The 22,615-nt window shown below is 38.5% G+C and carries 26 protein-coding genes; 15 read left to right on the top strand and 11 right to left on the bottom strand.

The annotated features are described in order from the left end of the window. Positions 1 to 10: 10 nt before the first annotated feature. A complete protein-coding gene (locus HPOKI112_RS02900; RefSeq protein ID WP_003015215.1) occupies positions 11 to 1,045 on the bottom strand; it encodes a bifunctional 3,4-dihydroxy-2-butanone 4-phosphate synthase/GTP cyclohydrolase II in 1,035 nt (344 codons plus the stop codon). 203 nt (positions 1,046 to 1,248) lie between these two features. Continuing rightward, positions 1,249 to 2,100: a glycosyltransferase family 25 protein gene (locus HPOKI112_RS02895; protein WP_025309727.1), complete on the bottom strand. Its 852-nt coding sequence runs from the start codon at positions 2,098 to 2,100 to the stop codon at positions 1,249 to 1,251. An 81-nt stretch (positions 2,101 to 2,181) separates the two neighbouring features. On the opposite strand from HPOKI112_RS02895, the gene HPOKI112_RS02890 reads away from it, so the two are divergent. Further along, positions 2,182 to 2,802 carry a M48 family metallopeptidase gene (locus HPOKI112_RS02890; protein ID WP_025275839.1) on the top strand — a complete coding sequence of 207 codons (621 nt, stop codon included), beginning with the start codon at positions 2,182 to 2,184 and terminating at the stop codon, positions 2,800 to 2,802. A 10-nt stretch (positions 2,803 to 2,812) separates the two neighbouring features. Here HPOKI112_RS02890 and HPOKI112_RS02885 read toward each other — a convergent pair whose 3' ends face one another. From HPOKI112_RS02885 to HPOKI112_RS02860, 6 genes are all read right to left on the bottom strand, one after another. After that, positions 2,813 to 5,191 (bottom strand): TonB-dependent receptor family protein, encoded by a 2,379-nt coding sequence (locus HPOKI112_RS02885; protein ID WP_025276808.1) that lies wholly within the window; start codon positions 5,189 to 5,191, stop codon positions 2,813 to 2,815. Between the two features lie 198 nt (positions 5,192 to 5,389). Then, positions 5,390 to 5,746, bottom strand: coding sequence for a holo-ACP synthase (gene acpS / locus HPOKI112_RS02880; RefSeq protein WP_025275837.1), 357 nt, complete (start codon positions 5,744 to 5,746; stop codon positions 5,390 to 5,392). Between the two features lie 6 nt (positions 5,747 to 5,752). Then, entirely contained in the window at positions 5,753 to 6,304 is a 552-nt protein-coding gene (gene fliL / locus HPOKI112_RS02875; RefSeq protein ID WP_000797032.1) for a flagellar basal body-associated protein FliL, read from the bottom strand. Positions 6,305 to 6,312: 8 nt separating this feature from the next. Continuing rightward, a complete protein-coding gene (rsmD, locus tag HPOKI112_RS02870) occupies positions 6,313 to 6,915 on the bottom strand; it encodes a 16S rRNA (guanine(966)-N(2))-methyltransferase RsmD (RefSeq protein ID WP_025309726.1) in 603 nt (200 codons plus the stop codon). Next, positions 6,894 to 7,220, bottom strand: coding sequence for a hypothetical protein (locus HPOKI112_RS02865; RefSeq protein WP_025309725.1), 327 nt, complete (start codon positions 7,218 to 7,220; stop codon positions 6,894 to 6,896). The genes rsmD and HPOKI112_RS02865 overlap by 22 nt, the downstream gene beginning before the upstream one ends. 344 nt (positions 7,221 to 7,564) lie before the next feature. Then, the gene (locus HPOKI112_RS02860) at positions 7,565 to 8,572 is read right to left on the bottom strand and encodes a class I SAM-dependent methyltransferase (RefSeq protein WP_025309724.1); all 1,008 of its coding nucleotides are present in this window, start codon (positions 8,570 to 8,572) and stop codon (positions 7,565 to 7,567) included. A 132-nt stretch (positions 8,573 to 8,704) separates the two neighbouring features. On the opposite strand from HPOKI112_RS02860, the gene HPOKI112_RS02855 reads away from it, so the two are divergent. The 7 genes from HPOKI112_RS02855 (at position 8,705) to egtV (ending at position 14,473) form a co-directional block, all read left to right on the top strand. Further along, entirely contained in the window at positions 8,705 to 9,322 is a 618-nt protein-coding gene (locus HPOKI112_RS02855; RefSeq protein WP_025309723.1) for an MBL fold metallo-hydrolase, read from the top strand. Then, entirely contained in the window at positions 9,323 to 10,090 is a 768-nt protein-coding gene (locus tag HPOKI112_RS02850; RefSeq protein WP_025309722.1) for a HesA/MoeB/ThiF family protein, read from the top strand. Between the two features lie 15 nt (positions 10,091 to 10,105). After that, the gene (gene motA, locus HPOKI112_RS02845) at positions 10,106 to 10,879 is read left to right on the top strand and encodes a flagellar motor stator protein MotA (protein WP_000366184.1); all 774 of its coding nucleotides are present in this window, start codon (positions 10,106 to 10,108) and stop codon (positions 10,877 to 10,879) included. A 2-nt stretch (positions 10,880 to 10,881) separates the two neighbouring features. Then, complete coding sequence (gene motB / locus HPOKI112_RS02840; protein WP_025275831.1) at positions 10,882 to 11,655, top strand: flagellar motor protein MotB; 774 nt, start codon at positions 10,882 to 10,884, stop codon at positions 11,653 to 11,655. Further along, positions 11,652 to 12,098, top strand: a complete 447-nt coding sequence (locus HPOKI112_RS02835; protein WP_001081241.1) for a hypothetical protein — start codon at positions 11,652 to 11,654, stop codon at positions 12,096 to 12,098. Before motB ends, HPOKI112_RS02835 begins: the two co-directional genes overlap by 4 nt. A gap of 68 nt (positions 12,099 to 12,166) precedes the next feature. Continuing rightward, on the top strand, positions 12,167 to 13,828 hold the full coding sequence (egtU, locus tag HPOKI112_RS02830) for an ergothioneine transport permease/ergothioneine binding protein EgtU (RefSeq protein ID WP_025309721.1): 1,662 nt from the start codon (positions 12,167 to 12,169) through the stop codon (positions 13,826 to 13,828). Between the two features lie 3 nt (positions 13,829 to 13,831). Further along, positions 13,832 to 14,473, top strand: coding sequence for an ergothioneine transport ATP-binding protein EgtV (gene egtV / locus HPOKI112_RS02825; protein WP_025276802.1), 642 nt, complete (start codon positions 13,832 to 13,834; stop codon positions 14,471 to 14,473). A gap of 11 nt (positions 14,474 to 14,484) precedes the next feature. On the opposite strand, the gene HPOKI112_RS02820 is transcribed toward egtV, so the two are convergent. Beyond that, on the bottom strand, positions 14,485 to 14,664 hold the full coding sequence (locus HPOKI112_RS02820) for a hypothetical protein (RefSeq protein ID WP_000468792.1): 180 nt from the start codon (positions 14,662 to 14,664) through the stop codon (positions 14,485 to 14,487). Here HPOKI112_RS02820 and HPOKI112_RS02815 point away from each other — a divergent pair. The 7 genes from HPOKI112_RS02815 (at position 14,656) to HPOKI112_RS02785 (ending at position 21,051) form a co-directional block, all read left to right on the top strand. After that, positions 14,656 to 15,117, top strand: coding sequence for a hypothetical protein (locus HPOKI112_RS02815; protein ID WP_025275828.1), 462 nt, complete (start codon positions 14,656 to 14,658; stop codon positions 15,115 to 15,117). The two genes, HPOKI112_RS02820 and HPOKI112_RS02815, sit on opposite strands and share 9 nt — an antisense overlap. Next, positions 15,118 to 16,902 (top strand): excinuclease ABC subunit UvrC, encoded by a 1,785-nt coding sequence (gene uvrC, locus HPOKI112_RS02810; protein WP_025309720.1) that lies wholly within the window; start codon positions 15,118 to 15,120, stop codon positions 16,900 to 16,902. It abuts the gene before it with no gap. Between the two features lie 10 nt (positions 16,903 to 16,912). After that, positions 16,913 to 18,178 carry a homoserine dehydrogenase gene (locus tag HPOKI112_RS02805; RefSeq protein ID WP_025275826.1) on the top strand — a complete coding sequence of 422 codons (1,266 nt, stop codon included), beginning with the start codon at positions 16,913 to 16,915 and terminating at the stop codon, positions 18,176 to 18,178. Continuing rightward, positions 18,179 to 18,523: a YraN family protein gene (locus HPOKI112_RS02800; RefSeq protein ID WP_001211718.1), complete on the top strand. Its 345-nt coding sequence runs from the start codon at positions 18,179 to 18,181 to the stop codon at positions 18,521 to 18,523. An 88-nt stretch (positions 18,524 to 18,611) separates the two neighbouring features. Next, positions 18,612 to 18,932, top strand: coding sequence for a thioredoxin (gene trxA / locus HPOKI112_RS02795; RefSeq protein WP_000020201.1), 321 nt, complete (start codon positions 18,612 to 18,614; stop codon positions 18,930 to 18,932). A 5-nt stretch (positions 18,933 to 18,937) separates the two neighbouring features. Then, on the top strand, positions 18,938 to 19,873 hold the full coding sequence (trxB, locus tag HPOKI112_RS02790; protein WP_000564419.1) for a thioredoxin-disulfide reductase: 936 nt from the start codon (positions 18,938 to 18,940) through the stop codon (positions 19,871 to 19,873). Positions 19,874 to 20,229: 356 nt separating this feature from the next. Further along, on the top strand, positions 20,230 to 21,051 hold the full coding sequence (locus tag HPOKI112_RS02785; protein WP_025275825.1) for a glycosyltransferase family 25 protein: 822 nt from the start codon (positions 20,230 to 20,232) through the stop codon (positions 21,049 to 21,051). A gap of 196 nt (positions 21,052 to 21,247) precedes the next feature. Here HPOKI112_RS02785 and HPOKI112_RS02780 read toward each other — a convergent pair whose 3' ends face one another. Together HPOKI112_RS02780 and HPOKI112_RS02775 are read right to left on the bottom strand one after the other, a co-directional pair. Next, complete coding sequence (locus HPOKI112_RS02780) at positions 21,248 to 21,496, bottom strand: RNA-binding protein (RefSeq protein ID WP_000790557.1); 249 nt, start codon at positions 21,494 to 21,496, stop codon at positions 21,248 to 21,250. 321 nt (positions 21,497 to 21,817) lie between these two features. Beyond that, complete coding sequence (locus tag HPOKI112_RS02775; RefSeq protein ID WP_000401204.1) at positions 21,818 to 22,498, bottom strand: F0F1 ATP synthase subunit A; 681 nt, start codon at positions 22,496 to 22,498, stop codon at positions 21,818 to 21,820. Positions 22,499 to 22,615 lie beyond the last annotated feature (117 nt).

The raw sequence follows: 22,615 nt of genomic DNA, 5'->3' as shown, positions 1-22,615 counted from the left end.
TTAACAGGCCTCAAAGGCTAATCGTTTCTACAAGCTTAAGCCCAAACCCGCTCAAAGCCTTATACTGCCTGTCTTCAGAAGAGCTTAAAAGCCTGAAATCCTTTATCCCTAAATTTTTTAACACCAACGCTCCGATCCCAAAATCTTTAACGATATTGTTTTCTTTAGAATGCGTGTTCATAAAGATCAAATAACCTCCTTCGCGCTTTAAATATTCTAACGCTTTAAAAAACACTTCAAACGCATCAGTCGTCAAGAAATCAAAATCCTCTTTGATAGGGTGGAAACGCACTAAAGGGGCTAAATCATGGGTTTTTGCGCCTTTAAACTTAAAAGCGTAATGGTTTTTTTGCTGGTGGTCTAAAAAAGTGTAGCATTGCGTTTGGTGTTTTAAAAATTCTCTTTCTTCTTGACAAAACATTTTCAGCAAACTTTCATTTTCCAAACGATAGCTAATCAAATCAGAGACATAGAGGGTTTTAAGGTTATGTTTAAGGGCAAAGTCGCTCAAAAATTTATCCCCTCTCCTCGCCATAGATCCATCTTCTTTCATGATTTCACAAATCACGCTCACGGGTTTTAATCCAGCTAATTTGCATAAATCCACGCTCGCTTCAGTATGGCCCGTGCGCGCTAACACGCCCCCGTCTTTTGCGATTAAAGGGAAAATATGCCCCGGTCGCACAAAATCGCTCGGTTTGGTGGTGTCTTTACATAATAATTCAATCGTTAAATGCCTTTCAAAAGCAGAAATCCCGGTTTTGGCTTCTTTAGCGTCAATAGAAACCGTGAAAGCGGTCTCATGGTTAGAATCATTCACGCTAACCATAGGGGGTAATTCAAATTTTTTCGCTAAATCTTTGGTCAAAGACACGCAAATCAACCCCCTAGCATGCGTGGCCATGAAATTGATTTTCTCAGGGGTAGAAAAAATCCCGGCTAAAACCAAATCCCCCTCATTTTCTCTGTCTTCATCGTCCATAACAATAAGCATTTCGCCATTTTTATACGCTTCTAAAGCTTCAGTAACTCTTCTTAAGATCATTCTAACTCCCTAGTTTTATTCAATGATATTGAGTTTTATAGAAAAAAGAAATATAGCATGTTTAATAACGATTATTACTTTATTGCTTTATTTAGCAAACCGCATTTAGCAAACCGCTAAGCCTTTAAATCAATTGAATGAAACTTCCCCTATCATGCAAGAAATGCTCAAAGACTTATTCTAATGTTTGCAAATTCTAATGATTAGTTTTTTCTAATGATTAATTTTGGGCTATACCTAAAAACTTTATCCAAGATTTTAACCGCGCTTTTATGCAAAAAACGGCCAATCCTGATGCTTAAAGGTAATTTTTTAGGCCTTTGTTTTTCTGTGTTGGAGTTTTGGGAATTCATTCTATCGCAAGTAATCGCAAATTCTTCTAACACATAGTTTTTGACCCCATGCCAATAATGCCTATCCATCACGCAATCTATGGGCATCACCCATTCTTTTGCGCTGTATTTCAATAATTTTTGCGCGGCTTTGGGGGCTAAAACATACCCTTGAGTGCCAATGCCATCTTTAAAATTTAAGATTTGAGAAACCCCTTTAATAAGAGTTTTTTGTTTAGCCACATTTTCTTCTAAATGCATCAAGCGGATATAGCCTAATTCGTTGATGTGTTTATGACAAAACTCTAGGCTCTCTTTAAAACGCTCTTTTACAATAATATCATCTTCTAAAATACAGATCGCTTCATTAAGCTCTATGCATTTTTGCCACAACGAATAATGGCTCGCATAGCACCCAAGCTCCCCAAACCCCATCCTCTTCCCGCAATGCTTGAGCGCATAAAAGAAATTTGTTAACGTGCAAGGGGGGTGTTTTTTATCTTTACAAAAAGCCAATAAATCTTCAATTATAAAAGAAGGGTGCAAATGCTCTAAGACCAAGGGGTGTAATTGCGTGGGAGAGATTTTAGAATAGATCGCATCAAAGATTTCATAAGAGATCCCTTGAAGTTTAAGGCTCTCTAAAATGGGGGTTATATGGGTTTCTTTTAAAGAAAAATTGTGACAGGTTTTGGGGCTTAAATGAATAATAAAAACACGCATGTTAGCCTTAATTCTTAATACAAATAAAATCAATATCAAACAGACTTACATTCTAGCGCAAATTTTAGTAAAATACGCACCATGTTAGATGATATTCCTATTACCATTCAAAAAAGTAAAAAAATCAAAACCCTGAGCTTGAATATCACGCCCTCTTTAGAAGTGATTCTAAAAATGCCCAATTCTTGCTCTCAAGCTAGAGCGAGCGCTTTTTTAAAAGAACAAGAAGCTTGGCTAAAAAAAACCCTTTCAGCCATGCAAGAAAAACACTCCCTTTTACACTCGCGCCTAGAAACCTATCAAAACAAAATCCTTGTGTTTGATGAGGTGAAAAACGCCAACGATTACACTCTAACAGAGCTTAAAAAAATCTTAAAAACTTATTTGGAGCAACAACTCCCTTTGATCGCTCAAAAAATGCAAACTTCATACACCCATTTCAGCATTAGAAACAACGCCAAAGTTTTAGGGAGTTGCTCTTATCATAACCGCTTGAGTTTTGCTCTTTTACTGGTTTGCGCTCAAAAAGAAGCGATTGATTATGTCATCATCCATGAACTCGCCCACACGATCCACAAAAACCATTCCAAAAATTTCTGGCGTTGCGTTCAAATCTTTTGCCCTAATTACCGCGCTCTAAGGGAGCATTTAAAACAAAGGGTTGTTTTTTATACCCAACTGCTCAAGCAACTACAGCCCTAAAGATTAAACCTTAAAAATGATAGCTCACATACGCTGTGATGCTTCTAGGAGGCGCGGCTTCTTTACCGTTAGGGCTAGTGCCTATCCCGCTAAACCAATATTTCATGTTAAAAATGTTATTGATTTGCAAGCTCGCATTAACGCTTTGATTTTTGCGTTCCCACAAAGCACTAGAAATTTGCAAATTCCACACCCAATACCATGGCGTCATTCCCGCTGTTTTGGTAGTGATAGCGCCGTTTTTGATCGTGGGCGCGTATTGAGTGAAAGGCACAGTGTTTAACACATCGCTATAAGCCGTACTATAAAAGAAAGAGCTCAACCCGATCGTGGTTTTAGCGTAAGTGTAGCTCGCGTCTAAAATAAACTGGTGCGGGCTGACAAAAGGGAGTTTTTTACCAAAAATATCTTTTTTAGGCCCTTTAGGATTAGCAGGGTTAGTAACCATTGTGTGGCTGGTGATATTAGCGTCTATAAAAGTGTAAGCCGCATGGAAATTAAGCCCCCTAATAGGCGTGTAGTAGAGTTCCAACTCCACGCCTTGCGATCTCGCATTGACCGGCTCTTTATTATCCCCATAGCGCCCGGTAAAATAATGATTCGCAAAAATCACAAAATAATTCGCGTTAAAACTCACTTGATTGTTAAAATAATATCTTGAGCCGCCCTCCATGACATTAAAGATTTGAAAATAATCCGTGCTTGTGCCTACAAAACTACCGATATTGCTGAATTGGGGCGGAATGTAGCTTCTTTGATAGTTGAAATAAAACAACCAATCTTTAATGGGTTTATAGCCGATATTCAGCGCCGGATTCCATTGGTTGTAACGATCTTTAATGGTTTTTCCTGTTTGGCCTGCTTTAAAAGGGGAAGCGTCTTTTTTTTCATAATTTAAAAAAGTGTATCTCAAGCCCGGCGTGATCGTTAGCATGCCGTTATTGAAATTGATTTCATCGCTGGCATACACAGCGGTATAATTGTTGAAATTATTGAGTGAAGTTCCTGCATCAAACCCACTGCCATTATTAGGCATGCTAGGGTTTTTCCTGGTAGTGGATCGGCGGTATAAATCTTCGGTTAAAAACCGCATTCCCATGTTAAAAGTTTGTTTGACTTTACCGGTATTGATGATGAGATTGAGTTTTGGCTCAAAGGCATTCACCACGAAGCGGCGGATATTGTCAAAAAATTGCCAACAAGGGCTATTCGTGTCGCTATAAGAATACAAACCGCAATTAGGGTTTTTTGCACTAATTTCTCCCTTGCCTTTAAAAGGTAAAATCTTGTTTTGACCGCTCATATACACGCTTTGGTATTGGTTGGAAAACCCAAAATCCCTACTCATGTCATGCGTGAAATAAGTGAATTTAAAATCTCCCCCCACTTTCCTATCCGGGTCGCCAAAATAATTTTGATACACGATCCCAAAGCGCTTGGCCCGCCCTCCATCTTGATTGTCAGGGCGCTCGTTGATGAAGCGGTTATAGGCGTAATCTTGAGCGCTCAAAGTGCCTGGATGGTAAGAATTGTATTGATAATATTGGTAATAAGCTTTAAAAGTGTTGGTCGCATTAATCTTATAGATCGCATCAAGCAAGTAGTTTTGCACCTTTGTGGGGCTGTTTTGCCTGAAACCTTGCCCATTAATCCAATTGCCTTGGGCGCTAATTCCTATATGCTTACCCAACATTCCAGCCGTTCGCCCGTAAGTGTTAAACAGCATCTGATTGCCTAAAGTTTGGGCTAAAGGCTTGCCTTTTTCTTTAGGATCTACAAAATTCCCATTAGAGGATCGCCCCCAAAAAGTGATCCTTTCAGCCGCTTGATTTTCCCACTCTTTAGGGATTTCTTTAGTGATGATATTCACCACGCCTCCAAAAGTGTTAGGGCCATATTGCACGCTCGTGCCCCCCTTAATCACATCAATCCTATCCACTGACTGGAAAGTAACAGGGAAAATCGCCAGTTCAATATTAGAATACGGCGCGCCATAAATGGGGATACCATTGACTAAAATCATGCCCGTATTGCTATGCCCGTTACCACCCCCACCAAAACCGCGCACCGAAATTTTAGGCAGCACGCCCGTGCCTGTAGCGTCTCTGATTTGAATCCCTGGCACATTTTGCAAAGCGTTTTCAATATTCAAATTACCCGTTTTTTTGAGTTCTTTGTTGGAAATCACCGTGCGAGAGCTTGTGGAATTACGCACTTCTTCGCTTTGATATGAAAGCGGGGCGCTGGAACTGAATTTTTGCTCAGTGGTTGTAACTTTTTTTAAAAAATGGTGCTTATCTTTCGCACTCATAAAAGAACTAAAAGTCCAAAAAGTCAAAGTGTATAACGCTAAAAAATACGGGGTTTTTACCCTCAAATAACCATTCATTATGATAACCTTTCTCATTTAATTCAAACTGATGCATATTATAAAAATAATTATTATAATTAACTTAAATTTTGAAATTTGATTTTATTTATTTAGAATTTGTTATCAAAACGATTTGAAAAAGGTTTTTTGCGTTTTTTTAAATGGCCGCTAAGCGCTTTTTAAAAACAGAATGTTAGTTTTAGAATGCGTTATTTATCAATTTGACGAAGAAACCATCACGACCGCTATCGCAAAACCAGCGTCATGGCTAATGCTCGCGCTCAAGCTTTGGATGTTGAAATAATCCATTTTTTCTTTAGAAAGGGTGATTAAGGGGGCGTTTTTAGGGCTTTTAGAAATGCGTATATCCAAAAAGCTCAATTCCTTACCAATGCCCACTTGAAGGGCTTTAGAGCAAGCCTCTTTAAGCGCGAAAAACCCGGCGATACTGCTAGATTTGTCCTTGCATAAAACAATCTCACTTGGCGATAAAAAACGCTCTAAAAACCTCATTTCAAAGCGTTTCACGCACTTTTCTACCCTAGCAATAGAGACAATATCTATGCCAATCATTTAAAATTATTGAATAATGAAATCAGTGAAAAAGACATTTTTAATAAAGCCATCAATCAAAAACGAATTCAAATGGCTCTTAATTTCATCTTTAAGCTTGTTTTTACCCTTATTGGTAACCACTTCTTCCACGCTTTTAGACGACAGAATCTCTATAATCGTGTCTTTAATCGCTGTGTCCTTAACCTTGACTTCATTTAAAAGCTTTTCATTACTCAATTCTAACGAAATAGAAGCCTTAAGGTAGCGTCTGCCATTTTGAGAGACCAGATTCACCGCAAAAGGCGCATCAATCGCATACAAAGGCCCAAGCACCAAATATTGCTGGATATTAGAGCCTTCTTTGGCCTCTTGATTTTTGTTCGCCATAGGATTAGCTTGAACTTCTTGGGTGTTTTTAGAAGCGTTTTCTTTAGATTCTTCCTTATTCCCCATAAGTAGCATGATAATCACCCCCACCAATAAAAGCATCACTAACACGCTTCCAATAATGACAAATAAAAGGGCTTTGCTTTTTTTTTGGGGTTGTTGCGCGGTATTTTCTTGTTCTTCTGCCATGCCTATTCCTACTGAAAATAAGTTAAAGTGGTTTTTCCAAATTTTTTCTGTTTGATTATAGCTAAAGTTGTAAGACTTTTAGGCATTTCATGCAGGCTTTCATGCTCAAAAACCACTAAAAGATTTTTTGAATGAGAGCGGTTTAATAACCTTTCTAAAGCGTGAAAACATTTTTCATAAATCCCTAAAAACCCGCTTGTTTCAAAAGGAGGATCCAAATAAAGGATATTCAAAACGCCATTTTTTAAACACAGCGTGGGCAAAAGCTTGAAAGCGTCATCTAAAAAGGTTTGAATTTCAATTTCCTTTTTCAAGCGGTTTTTAAAAAGAGAAATATTTTCTAAAAGCGTGGCATAAGCGCTTTTATTTTGCTCAAAAAACACCGCGCTTGTTGCCCCCCTGCTCAAAGCCTCTAAACCCATAGAAGCGCTACCTGAAAACACTTCTATAAAGTGCGCTCCATTAATTTCTGCTTGCAAAGTGTTAAAAAACGACTCTCTTACGATCGCTTTCGTGGGGCGCGTGCTAGAAACGTTAGGCAAATTCAAGCCTAATCCCTTACAAGCCCCCCCAATAATCTTAAATTTTTTTACTGGCTGATGATTTGGCATAATTTTTGGGTGTATTCTTCTAGTAATTGTTGAATCTTTTGCTCTTTAGAAAATTGGATTTCTTCGCAAGGTTTTTCGCTCGTCTTTAAAGCGCGATAAAAATTGTTTACATCTTCTTTCACGCTCTGTTTGGTGAAAGGCTTTCTTAAGCGCTCTTCTATAAAGCATAGAGACTTATTGGTTTCTAGCGTTTCATCATCGCTTAAAACAAAGTCGCAAACTTCCATAGGAGAGAGGCAATCGCTCAAATAAAATTCCAAACTCCTTTGAATCAACAAAGACTTGCAAGAAAGAAAAATTTTCAAAAAACCCCCTTTATCCCATCAATAGGCTTAAATTGTTTCAAAATTATAGCAATTCTTTCTTTTAAACACCAATATTAAATAAATAAATAAACTTAAAAAGTGTTTCATTTTATAAAAAAGAAAAACAGAATGTTAAAAATAAAGCTCAAATAACATCTTTTTTTTTTTTTTGGTATAATGCCGCTTAAGGTAAGAGCGAAAGGCGTATTATATTCCTTCCTTCTTTACTTTAGCATTTTAATCAACTTTTTCATTAAAATGTCCTGACGCTCTTACCTTTCCCCCTTTAAAAATACACAAACTCTTTATTATATTATTAATTATTATTAGATTGTCAAAATGCTTTATATTTTATTTTTTTTCACAAACTCTAACGCCTTGAAACGCTCCCCCAAACCCCCAGGGCTAATTAGGGGCTTGATTTTAGCCGCTTCTTTTAAATACCTTTCATAACCCACGCTCTTTGAAAATGTTTCTAACAATCCCATAAGCCCCATATCCAATAAAGCGTTAGCCTGCGATTTAAAGAATGAAAATTGCGCGTGGTGTTTTTCAAACAAAAAGCGCACCAGAGAAAAATTGACATCATAGGTCAAATCGCTCTTTTGATACAAAGAAGCCAGATGGTTTAAAATATCCTTAAAATCTAGCGCTTGGTGGTTTTTAAAAGCCCTTAAATGCATGTCTTTCCTCTCTATTTCATCGCCATAATCAAAGCTCAAAAACACCCAAGAAGGAGCCTCATCCAATTTCTCCAACAAATCCTTAATGAAAGCCTCTAAAAATAACGGCGCGCACCCTTGTTTTAAATCCAAATTTTTAAGAAGTTCTTTAGTGGGTTTATTAATAGCGCCCCAAACGCCCTTATGATCATGGGTAATAAAAAGCATTTTGTTATCTTTAATGATCTCGCAAGCGAATGCGTCAAACAATTCATTAGAGATAACAAACGTGCTTTTTTCTTTAAAATCAAGCTCTTCTAAATTGCAACTACTCAAATCCAATTGCGTGGCTTGTTTAAAAATAGTTCGTTGGAGTTTTTGCAATTCCTTTAAAGGCTCACAGCTGACAAACTCGCATTTTTCCATCACGCCCACGCTCAAAGCGTTTAAAAAATTCGCTATATCGCTCAAAAAATGCCCATGATGAGCGCCAATTTCTACAATTTTTAAAGGTAAAAATAATTTTTCTTCTTCTAAAAGCTTGATGATGTAAAACGCAACAGCGCCCCCAAAAAACTTACTCAAAGACACCGAAGTGTAAAAATCCCCTTTTTGACCGATTAACGCCTTTTTGTAATACCCCTTTTCGCCATAAAGCCACTCTTGCATGTAATTCCCAAACGAACGCATGATTTTCCTTTCATTAAACCCATCTCAACCAACAATAATAGAAGAGCTATTCTAGTCAAAATCGCCTTATTTTTGCGCTATAATATTCAATAATAATGACTTTTTAAGCTAAGTTTGAAGGGAGTTTAGAGTTTGGAAATTTTAAGGCGAGAATGCGGGGCGGTTGAAGAAAACGCTTATATTGTGAAGCTTTCTAGTGGGATAGATTTTATTATTGATCCCGGATTTTCTAGCAGCGAATGGGTGTTAGAAAACACTAAAAACCCTAAGGCGATTTTAATCACGCATGGGCATTATGATCATGTATGGGATAGCGCTCAATTGTCAAAACTCCTTAAAAACACCCCCATTTACGCCCCCAAAGACGATGTGTTCATGCTAGAAAATGATATTTTCCATTTAGGCATGCCGGTTTTTAGCCCCAATTTTAGCGTGCCTTGCAATAAGGGTTGCACCACTTTAGAGGTAACAAACACTACCATTAAATACTGGCATTTTCCCGGGCACACGCCCGGTTGTTCCATCATAGAAATAGAAGGGGTGATTTTTAGCGGGGATTTTATTTTCTATCGCAGCATTGGCCGTTATGATTTCCCTTATTCTAATGAAAAAGACATGAAAGAGTCCCTGTTAAGGTTTCAAAATTTAGATTTTTCTAAAGACATAGAGATTTATCCAGGGCATGGGGATAAAACGAGTTTTTTTGCTGAAAGAGAGCATTCTAAAATCTGGGTTTCAAGGATGGCTTAATTGTTAAGCCGGCTAGAAAAAGAGCGTTATTTGCGCCATATCATGCTAGAAGATGTGGGCGAAGAAGGCCAATTGAAGCTTTTAAAATCCAGCGTTTTAGTCATTGGGGCTGGGGGGCTTGGATCAGCGGTTTTGATGTATTTGTGCGCCGCTGGGATAGGAAAAATAGGCATTGTGGATTTTGATGTGGTGGATATGAGTAATTTGCAACGCCAAATCATCCATTCACAGGATTTTTTAAACCAACCTAAAGCCTCTAGCGCGAAAGTGCGCTTAAAACAACTCAATGCCGGTATTGAAATAGAGGCTTTTGAAGAACGCTTTAAGGCTCATAACGCTCTTTCTCTCATAGAGCCTTACGATTTCATCATAGACGCTACAGACAATTTCAACGCTAAATTTTTGATCAATGACGCTTGCGTGTTGGCCCAAAAACCCTATTCGCATGCCGGGGTTTTAAAATACAGGGGGCAAAGCATGAGCGTTTTACCTAATAGCGCATGCTTAGCGTGCGTTTTTGATAAGCCCCCTAAAAAGGGATTAAATCTTATTTCAGGGCTTTTTGGGGTCTTGCCTGGGGTTTTAGGGTGTATCCAAGCGAGCGAATGCCTTAAATATTTTTTAGGGTTTGAAACTTTACTTATAAATACTTTACTTATAGCCGATATTAAAACGATGGATTTTAAAAAAATTCAAGCACCCAAAAACCCTGAATGTAGGGTTTGTGGCACGCATAAAATCACGCATTTACAAGATTATGAAATTTAGATTAAGGGGTAAGTTTTGGATTTATCAACCATACTAGGCTTGGTATTGGCGGTCGCTTCTATTTCGCTAGGCGATATTTTAGAAGATGGCAACCCGTTGCACATTATCCATTTGAGTTCAGTCATCATCATCGTGCCCACTTCGCTTTTTGCCGCTATGACAGGCACGCATGCTCGTTACGTGAAAGCCGCTTACAAAGAGATAAAAATTGTTTTTTTAAACCCTAAAATCAATTTAAACGAAACCATTAAAAATTTAGTGGAATTAGCCACTTTAGCCCGAAAAGATGGGGTGTTGAGTTTGGAGGGGCGAGTGGCGCAAATTGAAGACGATTTCACCCGCAATGGCTTGTCTATGATCATAGATGGCAAGGATTTAAAATCCGTTAAGGAAAGCTTAGAAATCAGCATTGAAGAAATGGAAGAGTATTACCACGGCGCCGCTCATTATTGGGAGACGGCCGGTGAGACCGCTCCTACTATGGGGTTAGTGGGGGCGGTTATGGGGCTTATGCTAGCCTTGCAAAAACTAGACAACCCGGCTGAAATGGCAGCAGGGATCGCTGGGGCTTTTACGGCTACTGTTACAGGGATTATGTGCGCTTATGCGATTTTTGGCCCTTTTGGGCATAAGCTCAAAGCTAAATCTAAAGACATTATCAAAGAAAAAACCGTTCTTTTAGAGGGGATTTTAGGCATCGCTAATGGGGAAAACCCAAGGGATTTAGAAAACAAACTCTTAAACTACATCGCTCCCGGTGAGCCTAAAAAATCTCAATTTGAAGGTTAAAGATGGCTAAGAAAAACAAACCCACCGAATGCCCCGCTGGTGAAAAATGGGCGGTTCCTTATGCGGACTTTTTGTCGTTGTTGCTCGCGCTTTTTATCGCTCTTTATGCCATTTCAGCGGTCAATAAATCCAAAGTGGAAGCCTTAAAAACCGAATTTATTAAGATTTTTAATTACGCTCCCAAGCCAGAGGCGATGCAGCCGGTTGTAGTGATCCCCCCTGATTCAGGGAAAGAAGAAGAGCAAATGGCGAGCGAAAGCTCCAAACCGGCTTCGCAAAATACCGAAACAAAAGCCACTATCGCTCGCAAAGGCGAAGGCAGTGTTTTAGAGCAAATTGATCAAGGCTCTATCTTAAAGCTCCCCTCTAGTTTGCTGTTTGAAAACGCTGCATCAGATGCTATCAATCAAGACATGATGCTTTATATTGAACGGATCGCTAAAATCATTCAAAAACTCCCTAAAAGGGTGCATATCAATGTGAGAGGTTTTACGGATGATACGCCTTTAACTAAAACCCGTTTTAAAAGCCATTATGAATTAGCCGCCAATCGTGCTTATAGGGTGATGAAAGTCCTTATGCAATACGGCGTAAATCCTAACCAATTGTCTTTTTCTTCTTATGGCTCTACCAACCCTATCGCGCCTAATGACTCCCTAGAAAACAGAATGAAAAACAACCGTGTGGAAATCTTTTTTTCAACCGATGCGAACGATTTGAGTAAGATCCACTCTATTTTAGATGAAGAATTCAATCCCCACAAACAGCAAGAATGAATCGCATGAATAAAAATTATCTGTTAATCTTTTTGTTGTTAGCGAGTCTTGTTGCTAGAGAGAAGGACGCTTCTTCAAACCTTTTTGATTTGATTGATAAAGGGATCAACAGAGAACAAGAATTAAAAGAGCAGGAGCAAAAAACGCGCTTGAAACTGGCTCAAAGCCCTTTAGTGGCTTTAGAGATTGTCCCCCAAGAAACGCCCTATTTAGAATGGCAAGGGGCTAGGGAGTCGTATTATTTAAAGGTGAGCGCTGTAGTGGAGAGCGTGGTTATTTTAAAGATTGACATCAATCAGGGGCGTTCATGTTCGCTCTACCCCACGCCTAAAAGCGTTTCTTTAGTGAGGAATCAAAGCGTAGCCTATGAAATTTTATGCGAAAACCAGCCGCTATGGATAGAAGTTAGCACCAATTTAGGCAAACGCACCTTTCAGTTTTAACCTGCAACCAACATTAAAGAATGCCTTTAGCGTTTTAAAACCCCTTTATTCAAATAAGTTTGGTTATAATGCTAATCATGGGCGTTTTTAAACAATTGATCAAAGAATTGTATGAATGGTTGCTCCATTCTATAGATGTGGCTACGCAGCATTTAGTTGCCATAGTATTAAAAATAAGCGTGGTAAAATATTTGATAAAAGAATTTCATGATCGCTTCATTTATTTTATAGACTTGATCGCGCAGCATTTTATCATCGTTGCACTTTCTGGTTTTCTCGTGCTGGTGTTTGGGGTTTTGATTGGGGTTTTGGTGTTTTATAACTCAAAGGCTAGAACACTCTTGCTCCCTATAGTGAATTTCCTCTACACCATCCCATCGCTTGCGTTATTCGCGTTATTCATTCCTGTGATTGGGGTGGGGTTAAAAAACGCGCTTTTAGTGTTGGTCTTATACGGCTTATTGCCCATTGTCCATAGCACTTATAACGCTTTAAAAGATGTGCGAGAAGAGATGATTAAGGCCGCTATTGGGCTAGGGTGTAACCCCAAAGAGTTGTTTTTTAGGGTGCACTTCTTGCTCGCTATCCCCCAAATTTTAGTGGGCTTAAGGATTGCGGTGGTGATGTTAGTGGCGATGGCTGGGATTGGGGCGCTCATTGGGGCTGGGGGCTTAGGGCAGGCGATCTTTAGAGGGCTAAACACGCAAAACACCACGCTTTTAGTGGCGGGTAGTTTGATCATTGCTCTTTTTAGTGTTTTAGCGGATCAATTTGTGAGCGTCTTTCAGCATGAAAACGCCTTGCAACGCCTATTTTCTCAAAACGCCACCAAAAAACAAAAAAGAAGAGTTTATACCAATTTAGCGGTGTTTCTTTTTTTATTGCTAGCGAGCGCTTTATGGCTCATTCCTAGAAACGCTACAGAAGAAAAGCCCTTAGTCGTGGCTACAAAACCTAGCAGCGAGCAGTATATTTTGGGCGAGATTTTAAGCCTTTTGTTAGAAAAACACCACATTCCTATCAAGCGAGCGTTTGGCATTGGTGGGGGGACGATGAATATCCATCCGGCATTAATTAGGGGCGATTTTGATTTGTATGTGGAATATACCGGCACCGCTTGGGTGAACACGCTCAAAAACCCTTTGACTCAAAAAGTGGATTTTGAAACGATTAAAAAGCGTTATGAGAAGGAATTTAATCTTTTGTGGGTGGGGCTTTTGGGCTTTAATAACACCTATTCTTTAGCGATTTCTAAAGAAGACGCTCAAAAATACGCGATTGAAACTTTCAGCGATTTAGCCCTTCATAGCCAAAATTTTGATTTTGGTGCGGAGTTTGACTTTTTTGAAAGAGAGGACGCTTTTAAGGGCTTAGTGAAAGCTTACCGCTTTCATTTTAGAAGTTTGCATGAAATGGATATTAATTTGCGCTATAAAAGTTTTGAATCCTATAAAATCAACGCTTTAGATGTCTTCACCACAGACGCTCAAATCAAAGAGTTGGATTTAAAGGTGCTTAAGGACGATAAAGGGTTTTTCCCCAACTATCAGGCCGGTATCGTTATAAGAAAAGAAATAGTAAAAAAGTATCCTAAAGCCTTAGAAATCTTAGAAAAATTGGATTCAAAAATTAACGATGAGATAATGCAGGATTTAAACTATCAGGTGGAAGTGTTGAAAAAAAGCCCCCAAATCGTAGCTAAAGATTTTTTAGAAAGCTTAGGGTTATAAAGCATGAAAGAAATCGTTACAATAGAGAATGTGTCTTTTAGCTACCACAATCGCACTGTTTTTAAGGATTTTAATTTAAGCATTGAAAAAGGGGATTTTTTATGCGTTTTAGGGGAGAGCGGGAGCGGTAAAAGCACGCTTTTAGGCTTGATTTTAGGGCTTTTAAAACCCAGTTTGGGGAGCGTTAAAATCTTTAATGAGACCCTTTCAAACAACGCTTTTTTACGCCAAAAAATAGGCTATATCGCTCAAGGCAATTCCTTATTTTCTCATTTAAACGCTCTACAAAACATGACCTTTTGCCTTAATCTGCAAGGCATAAACAAAGAAGCCGCTCAAAAAGAAGCCAAAGCCTTAGCGTTAAAAATGGGGTTAGATGAGAGCCTTATGGATAAATTCCCCAATGAATTGAGCGGGGGGCAAGCCCAAAGAGTGGGCATTATTAGGGGGATTATCCACAGGCCAGAACTCATTTTATTAGACGAGCCTTTTAGCGCTTTAGATAGTTTTAATCGTAAGAATTTACAGGATCTCATCAAAGAAATACACCAAAATTCTTGCGCTACTTTCATTATGGTAACGCATGATGAGGAAGAGGCGCAAAAGTTAGCCACAAAAACCCTAGAAATCAAAGCCCTTAAATAAGAGCAATGATTTTAAGGCTCGTTTAAAAATTCTGGCGTGGTGTTGTTAGTGGGCGTTTGCATAGAAGAATTAGAGCTTTTTGAAGTTTTTTTAGCGGGTTTTTCATTGAATGGGGGGGCTTTATAGCCGCAAGCTTGAATCGTTATCGCTACAAGCGTTAAAAAGCATGTTAAGATCAGTTTATGGAACAAAATATTTTCTCCTTACTCATTCAAAAAAAGTCTTATAAAAAGCTTGAAACTCTTTTGAAACTCAAAAAGCTTAAGGTTTTTATGCCTTTAAGTTTACAAGAAAATTTGCTTTTTATCTTCATAAAAGACTCTAAATTGCTTTTTGCGTTTAAAGATCTTTGGGCTTCTAAGGAATTTAACCAGCGATTCGCTAAAGAAATCAGCCGTTTTTTAAACACGCAAGGGCATGCTTATGGGTTTGACGGATTGAATGGGTTAGAAATTTTAGGTTATGTGCCTAAAGATTCCTTAGAAAAAGCCAATTTTTATGCCCCCATTAAAAAACAAGCCCGTTTTTATCGCCCTAGCGCTTTAGGGTTGTTCCATAACCCCATTAAAGACGCTCGTTTGCATGAATGTTTTGAAAAAGCGCGCACTTTGATCCACTACCAACGAAGTTTTTTTGAGGAATGAATGGCTGATTTATTGTCCAGTTTGAAAAACCTTCCTAATAGCAGTGGCGTGTATCAATATTTTGATAAAAACCGCCAATTGCTCTATATCGGTAAAGCGAAAAATTTAAAAAAGCGCATCAAAAGCTATTTTTCTATCTGCAATAATGAAATCACGCCCAACCATCGCGCAAGCTTACGAATCCAAATGATGGTCAAACAAATCGCTTTTTTAGAAACGATTTTAGTGGAAAACGAGCAAGACGCTTTGATTTTGGAAAATTCTTTAATCAAGCAGCTCAAGCCTAAATACAATATTCTTTTAAGAGATGATAAAACTTACCCTTATATTTACATGGATTTTTCCACTGATTTCCCTATCCCTTTAATCACACGAAAAATTTTAAAACAGCCTGGCGTTAAATATTTTGGCCCTTTTACGAGCGGGGCTAAGGATATTTTGGACAGCTTGTATGAGTTGCTCCCTTTAGTTCAAAAGAAAAATTGCATCAAGGATAAAAAGGCATGCATGTTTTATCAAATAGAGCGTTGCAAAGCCCCATGCGAGAATAAAATCACCAAAGAAGAGTATTTAAAAATCGCTAAAGAATGTTTAGAAATGATTGAAAATAAAGACAGGCTCATCAAAGAGCTTGAATTGAAAATGGAGCGCCTTTCCAATAACTTGCGTTTTGAAGAAGCCCTAATTTACAGGGACAGGATTGCAAAAATCCAAAAAATCGCCCCTTTCACTTGCATGGATTTAGCCAAACTCTATGATTTGGACATTTTTGCTTTTTATGGCGCGAGCAATAAGGCGGTGTTAGTGAAAATGTTTATGCGTGGGGGTAAAATCATTTCTTCAGCGTTTGAAAAAATCCACTCCCTTAATGGGTTTGACACTGATGAGGCGATGAAACAAGCCATTATCAACCATTACCAATCGCATTTGCCTTTGATGCCTGAACAAATTCTATTAAACGCTTGTTCTAATGAAGCGCTTAAAGAATTGCAAGAGTTTATCTCTCATCAATACTCTAAAAAAATCGCTCTTAGCATTCCTAAAAAGGGCGATAAGCTCGCTTTAATAGAAATCGCTATGAAAAACGCTCAAGAGATTTTTAGCCAAGAAAAAACCTCTAATGAAGATCTGATTTTAGAAGAAGCGCGATCGCTTTTCAATTTAGAGTGCGTGCCTTATAGGGTGGAAATCTTTGACACAAGCCACCATTCAAACAGCCAATGCGTGGGGGGAATGGTCGTGTATGAAAACAATGCATTCCAAAAAAACTCTTACCGGCGCTACCATTTAAAAGGCTCTAACGAATACACTCAAATGAGCGAATTGCTCACCAGAAGAGCTTTAGACTTTGCCAAAGAGCCACCGCCTAATTTGTGGGTAATAGATGGAGGGAGGGCGCAATTAAACATCGCTTTAGAAATTTTAAAAAGCAGCGGGAGTTTTGTAGAAGTGATCGCTATTTCTAAAGAAAAAAGGGATTCTAAGGCTTATCGCTCTAAAGGGGGCGCTAAAGACATTATCCATACGCCTAGCGATACTTTTAAATTGCTCCCTAGCGACAAACGCTTGCAGTGGGTGCAAAAATTGCGCGATGAAAGCCACCGGTATGCGATAAACTTCCATAGATCCACTAAACTTAAAAACATGAAACAAATCGCTCTTTTAAAAGAAAAGGGTATAGGAGAAGCCAGCGTGAAAAAATTATTGGATTATTTTGGGAGTTTTGAAGCGATAGAAAAAGCGAGCGATCAGGAAAAAAACGCCGTTTTAAAAAAACGAATCTAAAGGAAAAGGCATGAAAAAAAGATTGAATATAGGGCTTGTGGGTTTAGGGTGTGTGGGGAGCGCGGTCGCTAAAATCTTACAAGAAAATCAAGAAATCATTAAAGACAGAGCCGGTGTGGGAATTGGCATTAAAAAAGCGGTGGTGCGAGACGTGAAAAAGCACAAAGGCTATCCTTTTGAAATCAGTAATGATTTAGAAAGCCTGATAGAAGATGAAGAAATTGATATTGTCGTGGAGCTTATGGGTGGGGTGGAAGCGCCTTATCTTTTAGCTAAAAAAACTTTAGCCAAACAAAAAGCCTTCGTTACAGCCAATAAAGCCATGTTAGCGTATCACCGCTATGAATTAGAACAAACCGCTAAAAACACCCCCATAGGCTTTGAAGCGAGCGTGTGTGGGGGTATCCCTATTATCAAGGCTTTAAAAGACGGCTTGAGCGCTAATCACATCCTTTCTTTTAAAGGGATTTTAAACGGCACGAGCAATTACATTTTAAGCCAGATGTTTAAAAATCAAGCGAGCTTTAAGGACGCTTTGAAAGACGCCCAACATTTAGGCTACGCGGAATTGAACCCTAAATTTGACATTAAGGGCATTGATGCGGCGCACAAATTATTGATTTTAGCGTCTTTAGCCTATGGCATTGATGCGAAATTAGAAGAAATTTTAATTGAAGGCATTGAAAAAATAGAGCCAGACGACATGGAGTTTGCTAAAGAATTTGGTTATAGTATCAAACTTTTAGGCATCGCTAAAAAACACCCAGATTGCATTGAATTAAGGGTGCATCCAAGCATGATTAAAAACGAATGCATGCTTTCTAAAGTGGATGGGGTGATGAACGCTATCAGCGTCATAGGGGATAAGGTGGGCGAAACTTTGTATTATGGGGCTGGGGCTGGGGGAGAGCCTACCGCAAGTGCGGTCATTAGCGATATTATAGAAATCGCAAGGAAAAAAAGCTCTCTAATGCTAGGCTTTGAAACCCCTCAAAAACTCCCCCTAAAACCTAAAGAAGAAATCCAATGCGCTTATTATGCGCGCTTGTTAGTGAGTGATGAAAAAGGGGTTTTTTCTCAAATCAGCGCGATTTTAGCCCAAAATGATATTTCGCTCAACAATGTTTTGCAAAAAGAAATCCCGCATTCCAATAAGGCTAAAATCTTATTTTCCACGCACACCACCAACGAAAAGTCTATGCTGAACGCCCTTAAAGAGCTTGAAAATTTACAAAGCGTGTTGGATACCCCTAAAATGATCCGTTTGGAAAATTGAATGCGTTTTTTAAACAACAAACACAGAGAAAAGGGCTTGAAGGCTGAAGAAGAAGCTTGCGGATTTTTAAAAACACTGGGTTTTGAAATGGTGGAGAGAAACTTTTTTTCACAATTTGGCGAAATTGATATTATCGCTTTGAAAAAAGGGGTTTTGCATTTCATTGAAGTCAAAAGCGGGGAAAATTTTGATCCCATTTATGCGATCACGCCGAGTAAATTAAAAAAGATGATTAAAACGATCCGCTGTTATTTGTCTCAAAAAGATCCCAATAGCGATTTTTGCATTGACGCTCTTATTGTGAAAAATGGTAAATTTGAGCTTTTAGAAAATATCACTTTTTAGATTTTTATCCAAAACCCATGCGTTTTCATTAACATTCTTAAGCTAATATAATTCTCGTTAATCAAAATCATATATTTAGGAGTAACTAATGAGTCACTATATTGAATTAACTGAAGAAAATTTTGAAAGCACCATTAAAAAAGGGGTTGCGTTAGTGGATTTTTGGGCGCCATGGTGTGGTCCTTGTAAGATGCTATCCCCTGTGATTGATGAATTAGCTAGCGAATATGAAGGTAAGGCTAAGATTTGTAAAGTCAATACCGATGAGCAAGAAGAATTGAGCACGAAATTTGGGATTAGAAGCATTCCTACGCTTTTATTCACAAAAGATGGCGAAGTCGTCCATCAGTTGGTGGGCGTGCAAACTAAAGTTGCTTTAAAAGAGCAATTGAACAAACTTCTAGGCTAGTAGCCATGATAGATTGCGCGATTATTGGAGGTGGTCCTGCGGGTTTGAGTGCGGGGCTTTATGCGACTAGAGGCGGTGTTAAAAACGCTGTTTTATTTGAAAAAGGAATGCCTGGAGGGCAAATCACTGGCAGTAGTGAGATTGAAAACTATCCGGGCGTTAAGGAAGTGGTGAGCGGGTTGGATTTCATGCAGCCATGGCAAGAGCAGTGTTTCCGCTTTGGCTTAAAGCATGAGATGACCGCTGTTCAAAGGGTTTCTAAAAAAGACTCTCATTTTGTTATTTTGGCAGAAGATGGCAAGACTTTTGAGGCTAAAAGCGTGATTATCGCTACCGGTGGTAGCCCTAAGCGCACAGGCATCAAGGGCGAGTCAGAATATTGGGGTAAAGGCGTGAGCACTTGCGCGACATGCGATGGCTTCTTTTACAAAAATAAGGAAGTAGCGGTGCTTGGTGGGGGCGATACCGCCGTAGAAGAGGCGATTTATCTAGCCAATATCTGCAAAAAAGTCTATCTCATCCACAGAAGAGATGGTTTTAGGTGTGCACCTATCACTTTAGAGCATGCTAAAAACAATGATAAGATTGAGTTTTTAACCCCTTATGTGGTAGAAGAAATCAAGGGCGATGCTTCTGGCGTGTCTTCTTTAAGCATTAAAAACACAGCCACTAACGAAAAAAGAGAATTAGTCGTGCCGGGGTTTTTTATTTTTGTGGGTTATGATGTGAATAACGCTGTGTTGAAACAAGAAGATAACTCCATGCTATGCAAATGCGATGAATACGGCTCTATAGTCGTGGATTTTTCCATGAAAACGGATGTTCAGGGCTTGTTTGCGGCAGGAGATATTCGCATTTTTGCCCCTAAACAAGTGGTTTGTGCTGCAAGCGATGGTGCTACGGCAGCCTTAAGTGTGATTTCTTATTTAGAACACCATTAAATCAAGCTTATAGCCCTAGATTTTAGGGTTATGAGTTCTCGCTTCAAACATTCATTGGATTTTCAAAGCTTGTAAGGTATTTTAGTTTTTTGTTTAGTTGCAATGCGATTTCGTTCTCTTGCTTTGTTTTAATTAAATATTGATCACAAAATTTAAAAACGCTCAAAACATTTTTTACAATCAATATAATAAAAGAACTTGTTTGATCAAAAAAGCGCTCCTTAGGGGGTTGTGGGGATTTAGTTGGGGGTTGTAGGGGGGAGAACTATTTTAATACCCCCTATTCTCTTAAGAGTTTTATTGTAAAACAAGGCCTAGAACGATATACTATATTAAAAATTATGGGAGTTTAAGCTTTGCGTGTTTTTATCATTTCTTTAAATCAAAAAGTGTGCGATACATTTGGTTTGGTTTTTAGAGACACCACGACTTTACTCAATAATATTAATGCCACCCACCACCAAGCGCAAATTTTTGATGCGATTTATTCTAAAACTTTTGAAGGCGGGTTGCACCCCTTAGTGAAAAAGCATTTATACCCTTATTTCATCACGCAAAACATCAAAGACATGGGGATTACAACCAATCTCATCAGTGAGGTTTCTAAGTTTTATTACGCTTTAAAATACCATGCGAAGTTTATGAGCTTGGGGGAGCTTGGGTGCTATGCGAGCCATTATTCCTTGTGGGAAAAATGCATAGAACTCAATGAAGCGATCTGTATTTTAGAAGACGATATAACCTTGAAAGAGGATTTTAAAGAGGGCTTGGATTTTTTAGAAAAACACATCCAAGAGTTAGGCTATGTTCGCTTGATGCATTTATTATATGACCCCAATGTTAAAAGTGGGCCATTGAGCCACAAAAACCACGAAATACAAGAGCGTGTGGGTATCATTAAAGCCTATAGTCATGGGGTGGGGACGCAAGGCTATGTGATCACGCCAAAGATTGCCAAAGTTTTTAAAAAATGCAGCCGAAAATGGGTTGTTCCCGTGGATACGATAATGGACGCTACTTTTATCCATGGCGTGAAAAATTTGGTGTTACAACCTTTTGTGATCGCTGATGATGAGCAAATCTCTACGATAGCGCGAAAAGAAGAACCCTATAGCCCTAAAATCGCCTTAATGAGAAAACTCCATTTTAAATATTTGAAATATTGGCAGTTTGTATAGCCAATAGTAAAAACACTAAAGAGCGTTTTAAAGCGTTAATTGTCCCTATTTGATTAGAACAAAACTTAATCGCCTTTTTAAAAATAGATTAAAATTTTAAATGGATTTTAAAAGGGTTTAACCCCTTTTAGATTCTATGCACAATTAAGACGCATTAAGAGAATGAAGCGCATTAGAAAATTATTTTCTAATGCTACTAAGACTTTTTAGGATTAGCTTCGGTTACCCTAATCGTTCTGCCCATAAAATCCGTATTGTCTAATTTAGCAATCGCTTCACTAACGCCCTCTTCTTGCATTTCCACAAAGCCAAAACCTTTAGGTTTCTTCGTTTCTCTGTCATAAATCAGCTTGACATTAAAAACTTTGCCAAATTGACTGAAAAGCTCCTTGACTTGCTCGCTGGTAGCACTATAAACCAAATTCCCTACATAAATGTTTTTCAAGATAAAATTCTCCGGTAAAAAAATGACAACATACCCATAAGAATATGAAAAAGTTATAAAAAAGTAACACTTCTAAAACCTAAACACATCCAAAACAGAAGTATGGTGGATTTTATCTAATGATTGCTTAAAAAATTATAAAAGCTATTAAAATTGGGTATTGATAATAAAATAGAACTTACACAAGCAAGCGGTAATTTTAAAAAGCGTTATTAAGGGATAAGGGGAGCATGGTTTCAAAACCACCCCCCTATCCTTTTAAGCTTTACCATAAAACAAAGTTTTAAAAAACAATATTAAAGCCAAACAAGAATGTTTCGCTTAATGCCCTTCATCGGTTAAAACAGCCCCCGCCAAATACACATAAGTGAGGATCATGAAAACAAAAGCTTGTAAAATCCCCATAAAAAACAAGACCATAAAGGGCGCTACAGGAACCGCCCAAGGCACTAATAAAAGCATGATGAGCAAGAACATGTCATCGCCCTTGATATTCCCAAACAAACGAAACGATAAAGACACGATCCTAGAAAAATGCGAGATGATCTCAATAGGGAACATGAAAGGAGCGAGCCATTTCACAGGGCCTGCAAAATGAGCGAAATACTTAAAAAAACCCTGCACTCTAATGCCTTCAAAATGGTAATAAAAAAACACAATCAGCGCTAAAACCAGCGTAAAGCTCCAGCTAGCCGTAGGGGATTCAAAACCAGGAATGATGCCTATCATGTTAGAAAAAAAGACATACAAAGCGATCGTGCCTGCTAGGGGGAAGTATTTGCGGGCTAATTCTTCGCCTATAATATCCTTAGCCACGCTCAAAATCGCGCTAATGATGCTCTCATACACATTCTGCAAACCCATAGGCACCATTTGCATTTTGTGCGACGCGCCAAGCGAAATGAAAAACATCAAAACCGCTGTCAAAACGACAAAAAACCCGGTGATAAAATCATGATTGGAGCTAAAAAAATTAGCAATAGTAAATACTCTGTGTTCCATGAAAAAGTTTCTCTAAGCCTTATTGAAAATTTCCTTAATTGTAGCAATTAAGTTTTAAAAACTCATTAAATCAAGCTTTTTAACGAGTTTTTTAACGATTTGTCTTGTTTTCTTTTA

It is taken from the genome of Helicobacter pylori oki112, assembly GCF_000600085.1.
Taxonomy (GTDB): Bacteria; Campylobacterota; Campylobacteria; order Campylobacterales; family Helicobacteraceae; genus Helicobacter; species Helicobacter pylori_CY.
Note: the sequence above shows the minus strand (reverse complement) of the source record. Positions and strands in the feature narration are given on the sequence as shown.